This window comes from Streptomyces sp. NBC_01591 (assembly GCF_035918155.1).
In the GTDB taxonomy this organism is placed as follows: domain Bacteria; phylum Actinomycetota; class Actinomycetes; order Streptomycetales; family Streptomycetaceae; genus Streptomyces.
In genome coordinates, this window is sequence record NZ_CP109327.1 from 4,291,864 (window position 1) to 4,308,668 (window position 16,805).

The 16,805-nt window shown below is 70.9% G+C and carries 14 protein-coding genes and 1 pseudogene; 6 read left to right on the top strand and 9 right to left on the bottom strand.

The window, feature by feature from the left end:
* Nucleotides 1-81 precede the first annotated feature (81 nt).
* The gene (gene metG, locus OG978_RS19985) at nt 82-1,695 is read left to right on the top strand and encodes a methionine--tRNA ligase (protein WP_326766537.1); all 1,614 of its coding nucleotides are present in this window, start codon (nt 82-84) and stop codon (nt 1,693-1,695) included.
* A gap of 69 nt (nt 1,696-1,764) precedes the next feature.
* Here the strand turns inward: metG and OG978_RS19990 are convergent, their stop codons facing one another.
* From OG978_RS19990 to OG978_RS20010, 5 genes and pseudogenes are all read right to left on the bottom strand, one after another.
* Nucleotides 1,765-2,589 (bottom strand): L,D-transpeptidase family protein, encoded by an 825-nt coding sequence (locus OG978_RS19990; protein WP_326766538.1) that lies wholly within the window; start codon nt 2,587-2,589, stop codon nt 1,765-1,767.
* 228 nt (nt 2,590-2,817) lie between these two features.
* Nucleotides 2,818-3,051, bottom strand: a pseudogene (locus tag OG978_RS19995) (dioxygenase); the annotation flags it as partial.
* Nucleotides 3,052-3,063: 12 nt separating this feature from the next.
* Nucleotides 3,064-3,555 (bottom strand): hypothetical protein, encoded by a 492-nt coding sequence (locus OG978_RS20000; RefSeq protein WP_326766539.1) that lies wholly within the window; start codon nt 3,553-3,555, stop codon nt 3,064-3,066.
* Nucleotides 3,552-5,090 carry a HAMP domain-containing sensor histidine kinase gene (locus OG978_RS20005; RefSeq protein WP_326766540.1) on the bottom strand — a complete coding sequence of 513 codons (1,539 nt, stop codon included), beginning with the start codon at nt 5,088-5,090 and terminating at the stop codon, nt 3,552-3,554. Before OG978_RS20005 ends, OG978_RS20000 begins: the two co-directional genes overlap by 4 nt.
* Nucleotides 5,087-5,782 (bottom strand): response regulator transcription factor, encoded by a 696-nt coding sequence (locus OG978_RS20010; protein ID WP_326766541.1) that lies wholly within the window; start codon nt 5,780-5,782, stop codon nt 5,087-5,089. Before OG978_RS20010 ends, OG978_RS20005 begins: the two co-directional genes overlap by 4 nt.
* Before the next feature lie 135 nt (nt 5,783-5,917).
* Between OG978_RS20010 and OG978_RS20015 the strand changes: the two genes are divergently transcribed.
* Genes OG978_RS20015 through OG978_RS20030 form a run of 4 tightly spaced genes read left to right on the top strand, consistent with a single transcriptional unit; the run spans nt 5,918 to nt 9,568 of the window.
* Nucleotides 5,918-6,586, top strand: a complete 669-nt coding sequence (locus tag OG978_RS20015) for a hypothetical protein (protein WP_326766542.1) — start codon at nt 5,918-5,920, stop codon at nt 6,584-6,586.
* A complete protein-coding gene (locus tag OG978_RS20020) occupies nt 6,583-7,662 on the top strand; it encodes a peptidoglycan-binding domain-containing protein (protein WP_326766543.1) in 1,080 nt (359 codons plus the stop codon). The genes OG978_RS20015 and OG978_RS20020 overlap by 4 nt, the downstream gene beginning before the upstream one ends.
* On the top strand, nt 7,659-8,378 hold the full coding sequence (locus OG978_RS20025; protein WP_326766544.1) for an ABC transporter ATP-binding protein: 720 nt from the start codon (nt 7,659-7,661) through the stop codon (nt 8,376-8,378). Before OG978_RS20020 ends, OG978_RS20025 begins: the two co-directional genes overlap by 4 nt.
* On the top strand, nt 8,375-9,568 hold the full coding sequence (locus tag OG978_RS20030; RefSeq protein WP_326766545.1) for an ABC transporter permease: 1,194 nt from the start codon (nt 8,375-8,377) through the stop codon (nt 9,566-9,568). The genes OG978_RS20025 and OG978_RS20030 overlap by 4 nt, the downstream gene beginning before the upstream one ends.
* Nucleotides 9,569-9,654: 86 nt before the next feature.
* Here the strand turns inward: OG978_RS20030 and aspS are convergent, their stop codons facing one another.
* Nucleotides 9,655-11,472, bottom strand: coding sequence for an aspartate--tRNA ligase (gene aspS / locus OG978_RS20035; RefSeq protein ID WP_326766546.1), 1,818 nt, complete (start codon nt 11,470-11,472; stop codon nt 9,655-9,657).
* Between the two features lie 358 nt (nt 11,473-11,830).
* Here aspS and OG978_RS20040 point away from each other — a divergent pair, with 358 nt between their 5' ends.
* Entirely contained in the window at nt 11,831-13,930 is a 2,100-nt protein-coding gene (locus OG978_RS20040; RefSeq protein ID WP_326766547.1) for an ATP-binding SpoIIE family protein phosphatase, read from the top strand.
* Nucleotides 13,931-13,979: 49 nt separating this feature from the next.
* On the opposite strand, the gene OG978_RS20045 is transcribed toward OG978_RS20040, so the two are convergent.
* From OG978_RS20045 to OG978_RS20055, 3 genes are all read right to left on the bottom strand, one after another.
* Nucleotides 13,980-15,062: an AI-2E family transporter gene (locus OG978_RS20045; protein WP_326766548.1), complete on the bottom strand. Its 1,083-nt coding sequence runs from the start codon at nt 15,060-15,062 to the stop codon at nt 13,980-13,982.
* An 83-nt stretch (nt 15,063-15,145) separates the two neighbouring features.
* Nucleotides 15,146-16,102: a pirin family protein gene (locus OG978_RS20050; protein WP_326766549.1), complete on the bottom strand. Its 957-nt coding sequence runs from the start codon at nt 16,100-16,102 to the stop codon at nt 15,146-15,148.
* A gap of 150 nt (nt 16,103-16,252) precedes the next feature.
* Nucleotides 16,253-16,693: an SseB family protein gene (locus OG978_RS20055; protein ID WP_326766550.1), complete on the bottom strand. Its 441-nt coding sequence runs from the start codon at nt 16,691-16,693 to the stop codon at nt 16,253-16,255.
* Nucleotides 16,694-16,805: the final 112 nt, after the last annotated feature.

Genomic DNA, 16,805 nt, shown 5'->3' on the forward strand with positions numbered 1-16,805 from the left:
GATGTTTCGCAAAGGTCTCCACGCCCGTGGCCGGGTTTATCGGTGTGAGTTGATCTCCCGCGGGCCGTTAGGATTTCGACCATGGCGGCCACTGGATCCGAGAAGCAAGGGGGCGACGGCGTGAAGAGTTTCTACGTATCGACCCCCATCTACTACGTCAACGACGCTCCTCACCTGGGCCACGCCTACACGACCGTCGCAGGCGACGTGCTCACGCGCTGGCACCGCCAGCGCGGCGAGAAGGTGTGGTACCTCACCGGCACGGACGAGCACGGTCAGAAGATCATGCGCACTGCCGAGGCGAACAATGTCACCCCGCAGGAGTGGTGCGACAAGCTCGTCGAGGAGGCCTGGAAGCCCCTCTGGGAGCACCTGAACATCGCGAACGACGACTTCATCCGTACGACGGAGAAGCGGCACACCGACCGGGTGCAGGAGTTCGTGCAGGACCTGTACGACAAGGGCGAGATCTACAAGGGCGGCTACGAGGGCCCGTACTGCGTGGGCTGCGAGGAGTACAAGCTCCCCGGCGACCTCATCGAGGACGAGAACGGCGTCAAGCTGTGCCCGGTCCACAAGAAGCCGGTGGAGATCCTCAAGGAGGAGAACTACTTCTTCAAGCTGAGCGCCTACGGCCCGAAGCTGATGGAGTTCTACGCGAACAACCCGGGCTTCATCCAGCCCGAGTCCGCCCGCAACGAGGTCGTCAACTTCGTCAAGCAGGGCCTGCAGGACCTCTCCATCTCCCGCTCGACCTTCGACTGGGGCGTCCCGGTGCCGTGGGACGAGAAGCACGTCATCTACGTGTGGGTCGACGCCCTGCTGAACTACGCCACGGCGGTCGGCTACGGCGCCAACCAGGAGAAGTTCGACGGGACGTTCCCCGCCAATGTCCACCTGGTCGGCAAGGACATCCTCCGCTTCCACGCGGTGATCTGGCCCGCGATGCTGATGGCGCAGGGCCTGCCGCTGCCCGGCCGGGTCGCGGCCAACGGCTGGCTGATGGTCGGCGGCGAGAAGATGTCGAAGTCGAACCTGACGGGCATCAAGCCGCAGGACCTGACCTCGCACTTCGGCGTGGACGCGTACCGCTGGTACTTCCTGCGGGCGATCGCGTTCGGCAGCGACGGCTCGTTCTCCTGGGAGGACTTCTCCGCCCGCTACACCTCCGAGCTCGCCAACGACTACGGCAACCTCGCCTCGCGCGTCGCGGCCATGGTCGGCAAGTACTTCGGCGGGGCGCTCCCGGAGGCCACCGCGTCGGGTGACGCCGAGAAGGCGGTCCAGGAGGGACTGGCGAAGGCCGTCGCCACGGCCGACGAGAAGATCGGCGAGGAGCTGGACTTCCAGGCCGGCATCCTGGCGATCTTCGACTTCGTGAAGCAGGTCAACGGCTACATCACGGAGCAGGAGCCCTGGAAGGTCGCCAAGGACACTTCCCCCGAGGGGCAGGCCCGCCTCGCGACGATCCTCTACACGGCCGCCGAGTCGCTGCGCGGTGTCGCGGTCCTGCTGAACGCCGTGATGCCGGAGACCTCGCAGAAGCTGTGGGAGTCGCTGGGCGCCGAGGCGTCCCTGGGCGCGCTGTCCGACCAGCGCGTGCAGGACGCGGGCACCTGGGGCCGGCTCCCGCTGGGCGCGACGGTGACGAAGGGCGCGGTGCTCTTCCCGCGCCTGGAGGAGAAGCCCGCGTAGGCAGGTCTCACGTACATACGGCGAAGGGCCGGGAGCGCACCACGGTCCCGGCCTTTTCCCGTACCCGGTTCACCGCTCCAGGGCCTCCGCGTCCCCCATCACGACGACCGGCTTCTTCGCCGGGTCGAGGGTGCTCAGGAGTTCCCGCATCCGGTCCTCGGGGAGCGAGATGCAGCCCTGGGTCGGGCCGCCGTGGTCGACGTGGATCCAGATGCCGCCGCCGCGTTCCTGGCCGAGGGGGCGTTCCCGGTCCAGGGGGGTGACGCCGGGGGTGCGGTTGTAGTCGATGGCGACGACGTAGTCGAAGGACCCTTCGAGCGGCTCCCCGTCGAAGCCCTCGCCGCTCACCACGAACGCCGGGTTCTGGTCGTAGGGGAACGCCGTTTCCGGAGGATCGAGCAGACCGCCCGCGTACGTCAGCCCGTAGACCCCGACCGGGGAGCGGAGGTCGTTCTCCCAGTGCTCGTCGGTCCAGCCGTTCAGCGCGTTGTGGGCAGGCCAGCGGGTCGTGACGGGCAGCCAGCCCAGGGCCGGGTTGTCCCGGGCGTAGAGGACCGTGTTGGACAGGCTGGAGTCGTAGTCGTCGCCGGTGACGACGAGGACCTGTTTGGCGTCCGCCGGAATCGCGGCCCGGGTCTTCGGTCCCAGCGCGGGGATCTCGCGCGGCCGGACGACCGGCGCGTACGGCCCCGGGGCGGCCCGTCTCCGTACCCGCTCGGCCGGTGGACCCGCGACACCGGCGGTGGCCGTGGCGCTCGCCCGGGCGGCGGGGTCCTTGGCGGCCGTCTCGGAGGTGTTGCCGCAGGCGGTGAGCAGCAGCAGCGCGGCGGCACAGGCACCGGCGTGGACGGCGTACGGGGGACGCCGGACGGCCGACGGACGGGAAGCGGACACGGAAACTCCTCAGCGGTCGTGGGGTGACGGCAGCACAGGCGAGCTCCCCGTCACGCCTCTTACCGCCGACCCCAGTTAACGCCGCGACGCCCGAGCGCGAATCCGCACGGGGGCCATACGGCTGTACTGCCTCCCCGGACACGCGCGCCGGAACGGCCCGGAACCGTTCCTTGCATGTAGGTTCCGGGCCCTTCCCCTCCGCGGGGGAAACGGAGGTCTGAGTGCCGGTCAGAGATCGGTGCCGTCGTGCGTCTCGTCCGGGTCCACGCCCATCGTGATCGAGCCGACGACACCCCGGGCCATCCGGCCCTTGCGGTACGAGAGCTTCAGCAGCCCGCCCGTGACCCCGCTCCCGTCGTAGATGGTGTCCTCCGTGAGGGTGGTGCGGATGGTGGTACTGGTCGAGTACGGCGCGATCTTCGCCGAGTCGAGGACCGCTGACTCCGCGAAGAAGAACTGCCCCGCGAGGACGGCTCACCCGTTGAGGAACTCCGCGCACCGGTACGGGCCCAGCGCTTCGCCCTCGGACGGGCGCAGGGTGACCTCGACGTCATCGGTCCTGACCTTCGGTTCGAGTACGGACTGGGCGCGCGCCAGCGTGCACACCAGCTGGCCCGTGGCCTGGTCGCGGCCCGACTCCCCGTAGAGGCCCTCCAGGCGCACCGTGACCCGGGCGCCCGAGCCGGTCGCCGAGTAACCGCCGAGGTGGACGAGGGAGGTGAGCCCGCCCTGATCGGCGGGCGGCGGCATGGCGCCGAGCAGCTTCAGCACGCCGTTGAGGTCCTCGACCTCCCGGTCGACCAGCGGCACCGCGCGCAGCCCGCCCGCCGACGCGTAGTACAGCCGCATGCCGCGCGTCAGCCCGGACGCGGGCTCGCCCGCGCCTATCACCCCGGTCGGCTGGACGCCGCAGCCCACGAGGGCGGCCCCCAGCGCGGCGGCCGCGATCCCCTGGCGGATCTTCACTCCGTGTCCTCTCCCGTACGTCGCAGGGGCAGCCGCAGTGTGAACACCGCACCGCGCGCCGGTCCGTCCGCCGCATCGGCCGCAACGGCCGCCTCGATCGTGCCGCCGTGCAGGCGGGCGTTCTCCAGCGCGATCGCCGTGCCCAGGCCGCTGCCCTGTCCGCTGTCGTCGGCCGCGCCGCGGGTGCGGGCCGCGTCCGCCTTGTAGAAGCGGTCGAAGACCCGCTCCCGCGCCTCCGGCGGCAGCCCCGGTCCGTGGTCGGCGACGGACAGCACCACCCACTCGCCGTCCGCCGCGAGGGCCGTCGTGAGGGTCACGGTGACCGGCGGAGCCCCGTGCCGCAGCGCGTTGCCCACCAGGTTCGCGACGATCACGTCGATCCGGCGCCGGTCGACCACCGCCCGTACGCCCTCGTCGAGGTCCGTCCGCACCCGGTCCGTCCAGCCGCGCAGCGCCAGCGACGCCCGTACGGTGTCGGCCAGGTCCGTCTCGGCCGCGTTCAGCCGTACCGCCTTCGCGTCGAAGCGGGAGATCTCCATCAGGTCCTCGACCAGCCGGGACAGCCGGGCCGTCTCCGCGCCGACGGTACGGGCCGCCCGCGCCGCGTCCGGCGGGAGCTGGTCGGCGTCCTCCTCCAGTACGGTCGCCACCATCGTCATCGCCGCGAGGGGCGTGCGCAGTTCGTGCGACACGTCCGCCACGAAGCGGCGCGCCTTCGCCTCCTGCTCGCGCAGCTCCGTGTCGGAGGCCTGGAGCGCGTCGGCGGTCTCGTTGAACGTCCTGGCCAGGTCGGCGAGTTCGTCGTGCCCGGAGACGGCGACCCGGCTGCCGAGGTCTCCGGCCGCGAGCTCGCGGGTGGCCCGGCCCAGCTTCCGCACCGGCCGAAGGACCGTCCCCGCGGCCAGCAGCGCCAGGACGGCGGCCACCAGCACCACCGGCACCATGCCCGCCCGTACGGAGTCCAGCAGGGCGGCGGTGTCGTCGCGCTCGGCCCGCAGATCGGAGATCGCGTAGACCTCCAGGCCGGAGGTGCGGTGGTCCCCGTCGGCGAAGACGACGGGCGTGCCGACCACCAGGTAGGGCTCGCCCCGCCACCGCACCCGCTGGAACCTCGCGTCGTCGCCGGTCATGACGGCGGTGCGCAGCTCGACGGTGATCCGGGCCTCCGTGTCGGCGAGCGAGTCGGAGACTGCGGAGAGGTCCTGGTAGCGGGCGACCACGATGTTTCCGCCGATGCCGTCCGACACCCGGGCCGCGAACCGGGACAGCGACTGCTGGTCGGGCGGTACGTCGAAGTCGGCGGACACCGCGGTGACCCGCTCCCGGAGGTCGTTCACGGCGGCGTTCTGGGTGCGCTGGAGGACGGCGGTGCGGGCGTCCCGGTAGGCGAGTGCGGTCGCGGTCACCGCGCTGATGAGGGCGACGACGACGAAGGTGACGACGAGCCGGATGCGCAGCCCGCCGACGAGGCGTCGCGAGCGCCTTCTCGGGGCGGCGGCGGGACGCCTGGCGCCGGCGTGGGCCGTACGGTTCACAGCGGCCCGAAGCGGTAGCCGAAGCCCCGCACCGTCTGGACGTACCGGGGCTTGGCCGGTACGTCCTCCAGCTTGGCCCGCAGCCGGCCGACCGCCGCGTCCACCAGCCGGGAGTCGCCCAGGAACGTGTGGTCCCAGACGGATTCGAGGAGCTGCTCGCGGCTGAGGACCCGGCCGGGGGAGGCCGACAGCTCCAGCAGCAGCCGCAGTTCGGTGGGCGGCAGCGGGACCGGTGTGCCGTGCTTGGTGACGGTCAGGCCCGCGCGGTCGATCACCAGCCCGGCAAGGTCGGCGGCGAGCCCCTGGGCCTGCCCGGACGGTTCCGCCCGCCGCAGGGCGGCCCGGATGCGGGCCTCCAGGACGGGTGCGGTGACCGGCTTGACGACGTAGTCGTCGGCGCCCGCCTCCAGGCCGGTCACGATGTCCTGGTCGTCGCCGCGTGCGGTCAGCATGATGACCGGCAGGGTCGCCGAGCGGGCGCGGATGCGGCGGCACACCTCGAAGCCGTCCATGCCGGGCAGCATCAGGTCCAGAACGGCCAGTTCGACCCGCGCTCCCCGCTCCCCGGCCAGCAGGGCGAGGGCCTGTTCGCCGGTGGCGGCGGTCTCCACGCCGTACCCGTGCCGGCGCAGCACGAGCTCCATCCCGTCCCGTACGGACGCGTCGTCCTCGATCAGCAACACATGCGGCATGAGGCCGATTATGGACACGCCCGGACCGTTTCCGTCTGCCGTGCACGGGGGCGAATGCGCAGGCCGGGGGCATTGTTACGTTCCCATCATGTGGCCATGGACGGGCCATCATCCGCAACGCCGAGCGTGAAGCGCATGACCTTCCTCAGGACCAGCCCCCGCACGAACCCCCGCGCCGCCGCCCGGCTGCGCCTGGCCACCCTCGTGGCCCTGCCCGTGCTCGCCTTCTCCGTCGCCTGCGGCGGCGGTGACGACAGCGCCGGCGGCACGAAGAAGGACGACGTGATCGCCGACGTACCGGACGCGTCGCCGAGCGCGGGCGCCGCGAAGGACGGGAGCGGGCCGAGCGCCCCGCCCGCGGGCAAGAGTGCCTTCTACGACGCCCAGATGAAGTACGTCCAGTGCATGCGCGTCAAGGGCGGCTACAAGGACTTCCCCGACCCCAAGCTCAGCGGCTACCTCGACTGGACGAAGGTCGAGGAGATCGCCTCCAAGCCCGGCCAGAGCGAGGCGTACAAGGGCGGCAAGAACCGTGTCTGCGTCCCCGAGATGCAGGCCGTCATGGACGTCGAGCCCGAGCGCGACGAGCAGAAGGCCTACGAGTCGATGCTCGCGCACGCCAAGTGCATGCGGGACAACGGCGTCTCCAGGTTCACCAACCCGACCATGAGCGGCGGCAACGCCCAGCCGGGCGGCGACCCGAACCCCGCGTCCCCGGTCATCGACCCCGATTCGCCGACGTACAAGAAGGCCCGTGAGGCGTGCCGGCCGAAGCTGATCGACAGCGTGGAAGGCATGCAGTGAAACGCCGCTCCGCCCTCGTCGCGCTCGGCGCGGTGACCGTCCTCGCCGCCGTCACCGGGGGCGTCCTGCGCCTCGGCGACGGCGGCGACGCGGGGGCCTCCGACCGGGGCGGCGACCTGCCGCCCGCCACCGCGACCGTCGTACGCACCGACCTCGTGCAGTCCAGGACGGTCGACGGCAGGCTCGACTTCTCGCAGCGCCGCGCCGTCAAGTCCGCCGTCGAGGGCACCGTCACGGTGGCCGCCTCCGAAGGCAGGACGGTGACCACGGGGCAGGCGCTGTACGAACTGAACGACAAGCCCGTCACCCTCCTCTACGGGCCGGTCCCGATGTTCCGCGAGATGAAGGCGGGCGACCGGGGCAGCGACGTACTCCAACTGGAGCGCAACCTGCGCGACTTGGGGTACGGCTCGCAGCTGTACGTCGACACTCGGTACGACGAGGGCACCGAGGCCGCCGTCAAGCAGTGGCAGAAGTCGCTGAACCGCGACACCACGGGCCGGGTCGGCAGGGGAGACGTCGTCTTCCAGCCCGGCCAGGTCAAGGTGGTCTCCGCCGACGCGGCGCTCGCCGACCAGGTGGGCCCGGACGAACCGGTCCTGACGGTCGCCTCCACCCGGCCCGTCGTACGGGCGGAACTGGAGCAGACCGACGGCGCGCTCACCTCGAAGGGCACCAGGGTCGAGGTCACCCTGCCGAGCGGGAAGACCGTGGCCGGCAAGGTCGCCGGGACGGTGCGCCCCGAGGAGTCCGCCTCGGGGGGCGACGCGGTCGCCGAGGACGGCATCGTCGTCGAGGTCGTCCTGGACGGCGGGGCGAACGCCGCGTCCGGCGAGGACACCAAGGCGTCGGCGAGCGTGAAGTTCGTCAGCGAGGCGCACAAGGGAGTCCTCGCGGTCCCCGTCGAGGCGGTCGTCGCCCTGCGCGGCGAGAACGGCGGCTACGGCCTCCAGGTCGTCCGGGGGGCCACCTCGAAGATGATCCGGGTGGAGACGGGCATGACCGCCGACGGGCAGATCGAGGTCAGCGGCCCGGACGTGCGCGAGGGCCTGAAGGTCGGAGTGGCCAAGTCATGACACCGGCCCCGGTGATCGAACTGCGGGACGCCACCAAGTCGTACCCCGGCGGCGTCCACGCCCTGCGCGGGGTGAACCTCACCGTCGGGGCGGGCGAACTGCTCGCCGTCGTCGGCCCGTCCGGCTCCGGCAAGTCCACGATGCTCAACATCATGGGCACCCTCGACAAGCCCACCACGGGCACCGTACGGGTCGCCGGGTACGACGTGTCCGGGCTCTCCGACTCCCGGCTCTCCGCACTGCGCGCCCGCCACATCGGCTTCGTGTTCCAGCACTTCCATCTGGCGGCGGGGCGCGACGCGGTGGACAACGTCGCCGACGGGCTGCTGTACGCGGGCGTCCCACCGAGGGAACGGCGTACGCGTGCCCGGGAGGCGCTCGCCAAGGTCCGGCTGGACCACCGCGGCTCGCACACGCCGAACGAGCTGTCCGGCGGCGAGAAGCAGCGCGTGGCCATCGCCCGTGCCCTGGTGGGAGAACCCCGGCTGCTGCTGGCGGACGAACCGACCGGGGCGCTGGACACCGCGTCCGGCGAGATCGTCATGGAGCTGCTGCACGAGCTGAACGCGTCCGGCACCACCATCTGCGTGATCACCCACGACAACGAGATCGCGGACTCGCTGCCGCGCCGGGTCCGCTTCAGGGACGGCGAGATCGTCTCGGACATGCGGTCCGGCATCCCCTTCGACCCGCGTACGGAAGAGGCCGGTTCATGAAGAACGACCTCAGGCCCGCCCGCCTCTCCCCCCGCGACATCCTCCGCGTCGGTGCGGTCGGACTCCACGCGCGGCGCGCGCGGGTGGTGCTGTCGGCGCTCGGCATCGCCATCGGGATCGCGACCATGGTCGCGGTCGTCGGGCTGTCCGAGTCGAGCCGCGCGGACCTGATGGCCCGGCTCGACCGCCTCGGCACCAACCTCCTCACCGCCGAGGCCGGCAAGGACGCCATGGGGCAGGAGATCAAGCTGCCCAGGAACGCGGTCGCGATGGTCGAGCGCGTCGGCCCGGTCCAGCACGCCACGGCCACCGCCGACATCGACGCCCGCATCCGCCGCAGCGACGTGGTGCCCGAGGAGCGCACCGCCGGCGTCACCGCCCAGGCGGTCCGCACCGACCTGCTCTCCGCGCTCGGCGGCGAGGTCGGCAAGGGCGTCTGGCTGAACCCGGCCGGCGAACGCCTCCCGACGACGGTCCTCGGCGCGGTGGCCGCGGAACGCCTCGGCGTCACCCGCACCGGCGAGACGATCATGATGAACGACACCCGCGTGGCCGTCGTCGGCATCCTCGAACCGCTCGAACTGGTCCCCAATCTGGACCGGGTGGCCATGGTCGGATTCCCCGCCGCCGAGCGCTACTTCGGCTTCGACGGCCACCCCACCACCATCTTCGAGCGTTCCACGGACGCCTCGGTGGCGGACGTACGGGCGATCCTGGCCCGCACCATCAGCCCCGGCAACGAGGCGGGGATCAAGGTCTCGCGGCCCTCGGACGCGCTGGCCGCCAAGGCCGCCACCGACGAGGGCCTGACGAACCTGATGCTCGGCCTGGGCGCGGTGGCCCTCCTGGTCGGTGGGGTGGGCGTCGCCAACACCATGGTCATCTCCGTCCTGGAGCGCCGCCAGGAGATCGGCCTGCGCCGCTCGCTGGGCGCGACCCGGGGCGCGATCCGGCTCCAGTTCCTGACCGAGTCGCTGCTGCTGTCGGCGCTGGGCGGGGCGACGGGCGCGCTGCTGGGCGCGGCGGCGACGTACGGCTTCGCGCGGGTCCAGGGGTGGACGACGGTGGTCCCGCCCTGGTCCCTGGCGGGCGGTCTGGCCGCCACCCTCCTGATCGGCGTGGTCGCGGGCCTCTACCCGGCGATCCGCGCCTCCCGTCTCCACCCGACGGTGGCCCTGAACGCGACGTGAGACAGCCCGCCGCAAACGTGAAACATCCCCCGGCCGACCCCGGCCGGGGGATGTTTCACGTGGAACCGAAGTGGACCCGGTGACGCTTACTTCGCGCCGGTGTCCCTCGCCACGGAATCCTTGGCGTCCGCCTTTTCCTTTGCCGTCGCCGCCGGCTTGCGGAGCTGGATGTTCAGCTCGCGCAGGCGGGTCTCGTCCAGCTCCGTCGGGGCGCCCATCATCAGGTCCTGGGCGTTGCCGTTGAGCGGGAAGGCGATCGTCTCGCGGATGTTGGGCTCGTCGGCCAGCAGCATCACGATGCGGTCGACGCCCGGGGCGATGCCGCCGTGCGGCGGGGCACCGAGGCGGAAGGCGCGGAGCATGCCCGCGAACTCGTGCTCGACGGTCTCGCGGTCGTAACCGGCGATCTCGAAGGCCTTGAGCATCAGCTCGGGCTCGTGGTTACGGATGGCGCCGGAGGACAGCTCGATGCCGTTGCAGACGATGTCGTACTGCCAGGCGAGGATGTCCAGCGGGTCCTTCTCCTCCAGGTCCTTCAGGCCGCCCTGGGGCATCGAGAAGGGGTTGTGGGAGAAGTCGATCTTGCCGGTGTCCTCGTCCTTCTCGTACATCGGGAAGTCGACGACCCAGCAGAACCGGAAGACGCCCTCCTCGAAGTGGCCGGCGCGCTTGGCGGCCTCGACGCGGACGGCGGACATGATCTTGGATACCTCGTCGAACTCACCCGCGCCGAAGAAGACCGCGTGGCCGGGGACGAGGGAGAGACGCTCGGTGAGGGTCTTGACGTCGGTCTCGGTGAGGAACTTGGCGATCGGTCCCGCCAGGGCGCCGTCCTCGCCGACGCGGACCCAGGCCAGGCCCTTGGCGCCGTGCTGGACGGCGTAGTCGCCGAGGCCGTCGAAGAACTTCCGGGACTGGCCCGCGGTGTCCGGGACCGGGAGGGCACGGACGTGCTTGCCGGCGAACGCCTTGAACTCCGAGTCGGCGAAGACGTCGGAGATGTCGACCAGTTCCAGCTTGGCGCGCAGGTCGGGCTTGTCGTTGCCGTACTTCAGCATCGACTCGCGGAACGGGATGCGCGGGAACGGCGAGGTGACGTGGCGGCCGTTGCCGAACTCCTCGAAGAGCTCGGTCATCAGCTTCTCGATCGGCCGGAAGACGTCCTCCTGCTCGACGAACGACATCTCGACGTCGAGCTGGTAGAACTCGCCGGGCGAACGGTCCGCGCGGGCGTCCTCGTCGCGGAAGCACGGCGCGATCTGGAAGTAGCGGTCGAAGCCGGAGATCATCAGCAGCTGCTTGAACTGCTGCGGGGCCTGGGGCAGGGCGTAGAACTTGCCCGGGTTCAGCCGGGACGGGACGACGAAGTCACGGGCGCCCTCGGGGGAGGTCGCGGTGAGGATCGGGGTCGCCATCTCGTTGAAGCCGAGGGCCACCATCTTGGCGCGGATGGAGGCGATGACCGCCGAGCGCAGCATGATGTTGCGGTGCATGCGCTCGCGGCGCAGGTCGAGGAAGCGGTACTCCAGGCGCCGCTCCTCGTTGACCCCGTCCTCGGCGTTGATCGTGAAGGGCAGCGGGGCGGCCTCGCCCAGCACCTCGACCTCGGTGACCTCGATCTCGATCTCGCCGGTCGGGAGCTCCGGGTTGACGTTGTCGGCGCCGCGCGCGGAGACCTTGCCGTCGATCCGTACGACGGTCTCCTTGGTGAGCTTCGCCAGCGCCTCGTTGCCGGGGGTGCCGGGGCGGGCGACGAGCTGCACCAGACCGTAGTGGTCGCGCAGATCGATGAAGAGGATGCCACCCAGGTCTCGGCGATTGTGCAGCCAGCCGCTCAGTCGGACGTCGGTGCCGACGTCAGAGGCGCGGAGCTCGCCGCAGGTGTGGGACCTGTACCGATGCATCGTCGTTCATCCAGTCTTCGCGGTTCGGGGTGGATTCAGCCACCCCAGGCTACCGCCCGCACCCGCACCGAATCATTGACATTGACATTTCAAGATCATCCGGGGCCCGGGAGACCGCCCGCCGGGCCCGCCCGGACGCTCCCTGGGTGACCACCCTCGGTGGCGTTCGCGGAGCAGATCTTCTTAAGACCGACCGGCAATTGGGGGGGCGGCGTCGCGGGGCTGGGTGCGCGCATCTGCCGCGTTGTCGTCAATCACCATGGCTCCGCCATGCCTCAATCCTCCGCCTTGCAGCTGCACGCGCCCAGCCCCGCTCCTTCTCCCACCCCCCAATTGCCGGTCGGCCTAAAGTGGGGCAATGCGCACCGAGGACGTCCTGGCAGCGACCGCGACCGGTCTGTGGCGTTGGGACAACGCAGCCGGGACCGTCACGCTCGATGCGGAGGCGGCCCGGCTCCTGGAGCTGCCCGCCGCGGCCGGTGTCTTCCGCGAGTCCGCGGTGCGTTCCCGTTTCCACCCCGTCGACTGGAACGAGATCTACGGGGTGGTGAGTCTCGCCCTCGCCGAGGGCACCCTCGCCGAGGCCCGGCTGCGGATCGTGGACAGAAGCGGCCGGGTGCTGCGCACCGTGCGCAGCCGCTGCAAGCCGCTCCCGCCCGAGACACCGGGCGGCGCGGACTACGTACTGGTCGGCACCCTCCAGGAGGTCGCCGAACCGCAGCCCGGCACCACCGGGGCGCACACCCCCATCACCGGGGACTGGCGCCGCTCCCGCGAGGCGTTCCTGTTGGACGCGGGCCGGGCGCTGGCCGAGGCCAGGTCGACCGAGGAAGTGCTGCGGGTCGCCGCCTCGCTCTCCATGCCGGGCTTCTCGCCGGACGGCCTGGCGGTCTTCGGCGTCGCGGGCGAGCGGCTGACGATCATCGGGCACCACGGGCACAGCGTGGGCGACGAGGACCCGTTCACCAACATGCCGCTGGAGACCGACTACCCGGCCGCCGAGGTCGTACGGACAGGGCGGGCGATCTATCTGCCGTCGCCCGAGGACTACAGCCGCCGCTACCCGGTCACCTGGCCGCTCGCCAGCCGTTTCGGGCGCCGGTCCTGGGCCTTCCTGCCGCTGATCGTCGCGGGGCACACCATGGGCGCCTGGCTGGCGGGCTTCAAGCACCCGGTGTCGTTCTCGCCGGACGAGCGGTCCGTGCTGACGACCGTGGCGCGGATGCTCGCGCAGGCACTGACGCGTGCCGGGGTCGCCGAGACCGAGCGGGAGCTGTCGCTGGGGCTGCAGCGCTCGATGATGCCCACGCTCGGCCCCGAGGTCCCGGGGATGACGGTCGCCGCCCGCTACATCCCGACCGGCGGCGGGCTCCAGGTCGGCGGCGACTGGTACGACATGATCCCGCTCCCCAACGGCCGTATCGCCCTCGTCATCGGTGACGTCCAGGGCCACGACGTGCGGGCCGCCGGGCTGATGGGGCAGCTGCGGATCGCGCTGCGCGCGTACGCCTCCGAGGGGCACCGTCCGGACGCGGTGCTCTCGCGTGCCTCGCGCTTCCTCTCCGGGCTCACCGACGCGTACGAGGGCGAGGCGACCGGGCCGCGCTTCGCCACCTGTCTGTACGCGGAGGTCGACCCGGAGACCGGCACGCTCGACATCGCGCGGGCCGGCCATCCCGACCCCGTGGTGACCACCGCCGACGGGACCGCGATGATCCGCCAGACCGAGGGCGGGCTGCCGCTCGGCGTCGAGGAGGACGCCGACTACCCGACGAGCCGGCTCACCCTGGAGCCCGGAGAAACGATCATGCTCTGCACGGACGGGCTGATCGAGACCGGCGGCCATGACATGTTCTCCGGCTGGGACCGGCTGCGACCGGTCCTGGAGCAGCACACCACCGACATGGAGAAGCTCGCCGACGCCCTGGTGCAGGCCGTGCACGGGCCGACGTCGCACTACACGACGGGCCCGCTGGCGGACCGCCGGGAGGACGACATCGCACTGGTCCTGCTCCGGTGCGACGGGGGTACCCGGAGGCAGACGGCACCGCGGCGCACCGCGCTGACCATCGCGCAGGCCGAGCCGGAGCGGATCGCAGCGGCCCGGCAGCAGCTGCGGGACCTGCTGCACGACTGGGCGGATCCGGAGCAGGTCGACGCGGCGGTGCTGATGATCTCCGAGATGGCCACCAATGTCCTCGTCCACACGGACGGGGACGCGCTGATGCTGGCGCAGGCGACGGGGGAGCACGGTGAGCGGCGGCTGCGCGTGGAGGTGTCCGACGGCAGCGACGAGCTGCCGCACAAGCGGCGTCCCGGGGAGATGGCCTCCAGCGGCCGGGGGCTCGTGCTGATGGAGATGCTCGCCGATGCGTGGGGGGTGGATCCGCGGGGGTCGGGGAAGTCGATCTGGTTCGAGCTGCACGAGTCGGGGCCGGAGGCCGGGACGGGGAGCTGAGCCGGACCCCGGGGGCTCTTGGACGGTTCCGTGTCGAAAGGTGCGGTCCTCAGGCGCCGGACGCACCCGACGGCTCGCTCCCGGACGGCGGCCCCGGGCGCTCTCCGCGCAGTTCGCCGATGATGCCGAAGGCCGCCGCGCAGACCGGGACCGCGAGCAGCATGCCCAGCAGGCCGGCCACACTGGCACCCGCAGTGATCGCGATCATGATCATGGCTGGGTGCATCTGCACCGTACGGCTCTGGATCATCGGCTGCAGGACGTGGCCCTCCAGCACCTGCACGGCGAGCACGACCCCCAGCGCCCAGAGCGCGATCACGAACCCCCGGTCGGCGAGCGCGACCAGCACCGCGACGGCGCCCGAGAGGAAGGCCCCGAGGTAGGGGATGTAGGCACCGACGAAGACCAGCGCACCGAGCCCCACCGCGCCGGGAACACGCAGGATCAGCAGGCCGACGGTGATGCAGATGGCATCGATCAGCGCGATGAACGTGGTGCCGCGCATGAAGCCCTCGACGGCTTCGAAGGCCCGCCGCCCCATCGCCTCGACCAGCTCCCCGGTACCGCGCGGAGCGATCGTGTGGGCGAGTTGCGCGGCCCGGTCGGAGTCGCGCAGGAAGAAGAAGGTCAGCAGGAGGGCGAGGACGCTGGTGGCGATGAGCGAGCCGATCAGGCTGATGCCTGAGAGGAGTCCGCCCGCGGCGCTCGCGCCGAACTTCTCGACGAGCTTGCGGCCGTTGGAGACGAGGTCGTCCACATTGGTGCTCTTGCCGATCCCGAAGTGGTCGACGACCCACTGGGTGGTGTCCTTCAGTGACCGGACGATCTGGTCACCGGTGTCGACGAGTGCGGTGACGACGATGTAACCGGCGCCGCTGACCACCGCGACGAGCAGCACGCAGGTGAGCCCCGCGGCGAGCGAGCGCCTCAGTCCGCGGGCGATCAGCCAGCGGTGCACCGGCCCGAGCAGCGCCGTACCGAGCAGCGCGAGCAGCACGGGAGTGACCGCGGTCTTGAAGACGACGCACAGCCAGATGGCGACTGCTGCGACCCCGGTGACGAGGAGGACAACACCGCACCAGGCCGCTGTGCGCCGCGCGGCATCGGGCAGGAGGGGATTCTGGTTCTGCACCCTCCCACCCAATCACGGCCCGGGTGTGATGTCCCGCTTGTGGGCCTTATGAATGACGGACTGTCACACTCAGACCCGAATTGTCACATCCCGTGGACCGCGGGCACGGTGCCGAGACGGCCGGCCTGGAAGTCCTCGAAGGCCTGCTTCAGTTCGGCCTGGCTGTTCATCACGAACGGTCCGTAGTGCGCCATCGGCTCCCGGATCGGACGGCCGCCGAGCAGCACGACCTCCAGGTCCGGGGTGTTGCCGTCCTGCTTCTCGTCCGCGCGGACGGTCAGCGAGGAACCGGCGCCGAAGACCGCGGTCTGCCCCATGTGGACGGGGCGGCGCTCCGCACCGGCGGTGCCGCGGCCGGCCAGCACGTACGCGAGTCCGTTGAAGTCCTCGCGCCACGGCAGGTTCACCTCGGCGCCGGGGCGCACGGTGGCGTGGATCATCGTGATCGGGGTGTGGGTGATGCCGGGGCCCTCGTGTCCGTCGAGCTCACCGGCGATGACGCGGAGCAGCGCGCCGCCGTCCGGGGAGGCGAGGAGCTGGACCTGGCCGCCGCGGATGTCCTGGTAGCGGGGGGCCATCATCTTGTCGGCCTTGGGCAGGTTCACCCAGAGCTGGAGGCCGTGGAAGAGGCCGCCCGACATCACCAGGGACTCCGGCGGGGCCTCGATGTGCAGCAGGCCGGAACCGGCGGTCATCCACTGGGTGTCGCCGTTCCGGATGGTGCCGCCGCCACCGTTGGAGTCCTGGTGGACGAAGGTCCCGTCGATCAGGTACGTGACGGTCTCGAAGCCGCGGTGCGGGTGCCAGGGGGTGCCCTTCGGCTCACCGGCCGCGTACTCCACCTCACCCATCTGGTCCATCATGATGAACGGGTCGAGGTACTTGTAGTTGATCCCGGCGAACGCACGGCGAACCGGGAAGCCCTCGCCCTCGAATCCGCTCGGCGCCGTGGTGACGGCGAGCACGGGACGGTCCGCTGCGTCGCCCTTGGCGGCGACCTTGGGCAGGGTCAGCGGGTTTTCGACAGTCACTGCGGGCATGGGAGCCACCTCCGGGATCGTTCAGCGTTCAATTTAGTTGAATGGTGAACATCTCGCAAGGGGTCACCCATTCCCGCCGGCCGGAAGCAGCACGAAGGGGCCCGTACCGCCGAGCGGTACGAGCCCCTTCCCATCCAGTCCGATCGAACCTCAGCCGTACATGCGGCGCATCGCGAAGTCGACCATCTGCTCCACGGCCTTCGCGTCGAAAACCATGCGGTGCTCACCCTCCATGTCGAGGACGAAGCCGTAGCCGGTCGGCAGCAGGTCGATCACCTCGGCCCCGGTGATCACGAAGTACTTGGACTCCTTGCCCGCGTACAGCCGCAGCTCCTTGAGCGTGGTGAACATCGGGATCACGGGCTGCTGGGTGTTGTGCAGCGCCAGGAATCCGGGGTTGTCGCCGCGCGGGCAGTAGACCTTCGACGTCGCGAAGATCTGCTGGAAGTCCTCGGCGGACAGCGAGCCGGTGGTGAAGGCCCGTACCGCGTCACTCAGGGACGGCGGCGAGGGCTCGGGATACAGCGGCTGCTCGCCGTAGCCGCCGCCCATCTGCTGCTGTGCACCCGGGTTCTGGTCGTAGCCGTACATGCCGCAAAGAGTAATCGGACACATCGGGGCCTTGAGGGGTTGCGTCTTATTACTGACGGGTAGCATCATCGTAGAGGTCAGCTGATATACGCACCGCCAGCTCGTCGCCCGC

Excerpts from the sequence above, each read along its gene's own strand:
- OG978_RS20050 (WP_326766549.1), bottom strand. The coding sequence starts at position 16,102 with ATGCCCGCAGTGACTGTCGAAAACCCGCTGACCCTGCCCAAGGTCGCC.
- OG978_RS20030 (WP_326766545.1), top strand. The coding sequence starts at position 8,375 with ATGAAGAACGACCTCAGGCCCGCCCGCCTCTCCCCCCGCGACATCCTC.
- OG978_RS20015 (WP_326766542.1), top strand. The coding sequence starts at position 5,918 with ATGACCTTCCTCAGGACCAGCCCCCGCACGAACCCCCGCGCCGCCGCC.
- metG (WP_326766537.1), top strand. The coding sequence starts at position 82 with ATGGCGGCCACTGGATCCGAGAAGCAAGGGGGCGACGGCGTGAAGAGT.
- OG978_RS20040 (WP_326766547.1), top strand. The coding sequence starts at position 11,831 with ATGCGCACCGAGGACGTCCTGGCAGCGACCGCGACCGGTCTGTGGCGT.
- OG978_RS20010 (WP_326766541.1), bottom strand. The coding sequence starts at position 5,782 with ATGCCGCATGTGTTGCTGATCGAGGACGACGCGTCCGTACGGGACGGG.
- aspS (WP_326766546.1), bottom strand. The coding sequence starts at position 11,472 with ATGCATCGGTACAGGTCCCACACCTGCGGCGAGCTCCGCGCCTCTGAC.
- OG978_RS20025 (WP_326766544.1), top strand. The coding sequence starts at position 7,659 with ATGACACCGGCCCCGGTGATCGAACTGCGGGACGCCACCAAGTCGTAC.
- OG978_RS20055 (WP_326766550.1), bottom strand. The coding sequence starts at position 16,693 with ATGTACGGCTACGACCAGAACCCGGGTGCACAGCAGCAGATGGGCGGC.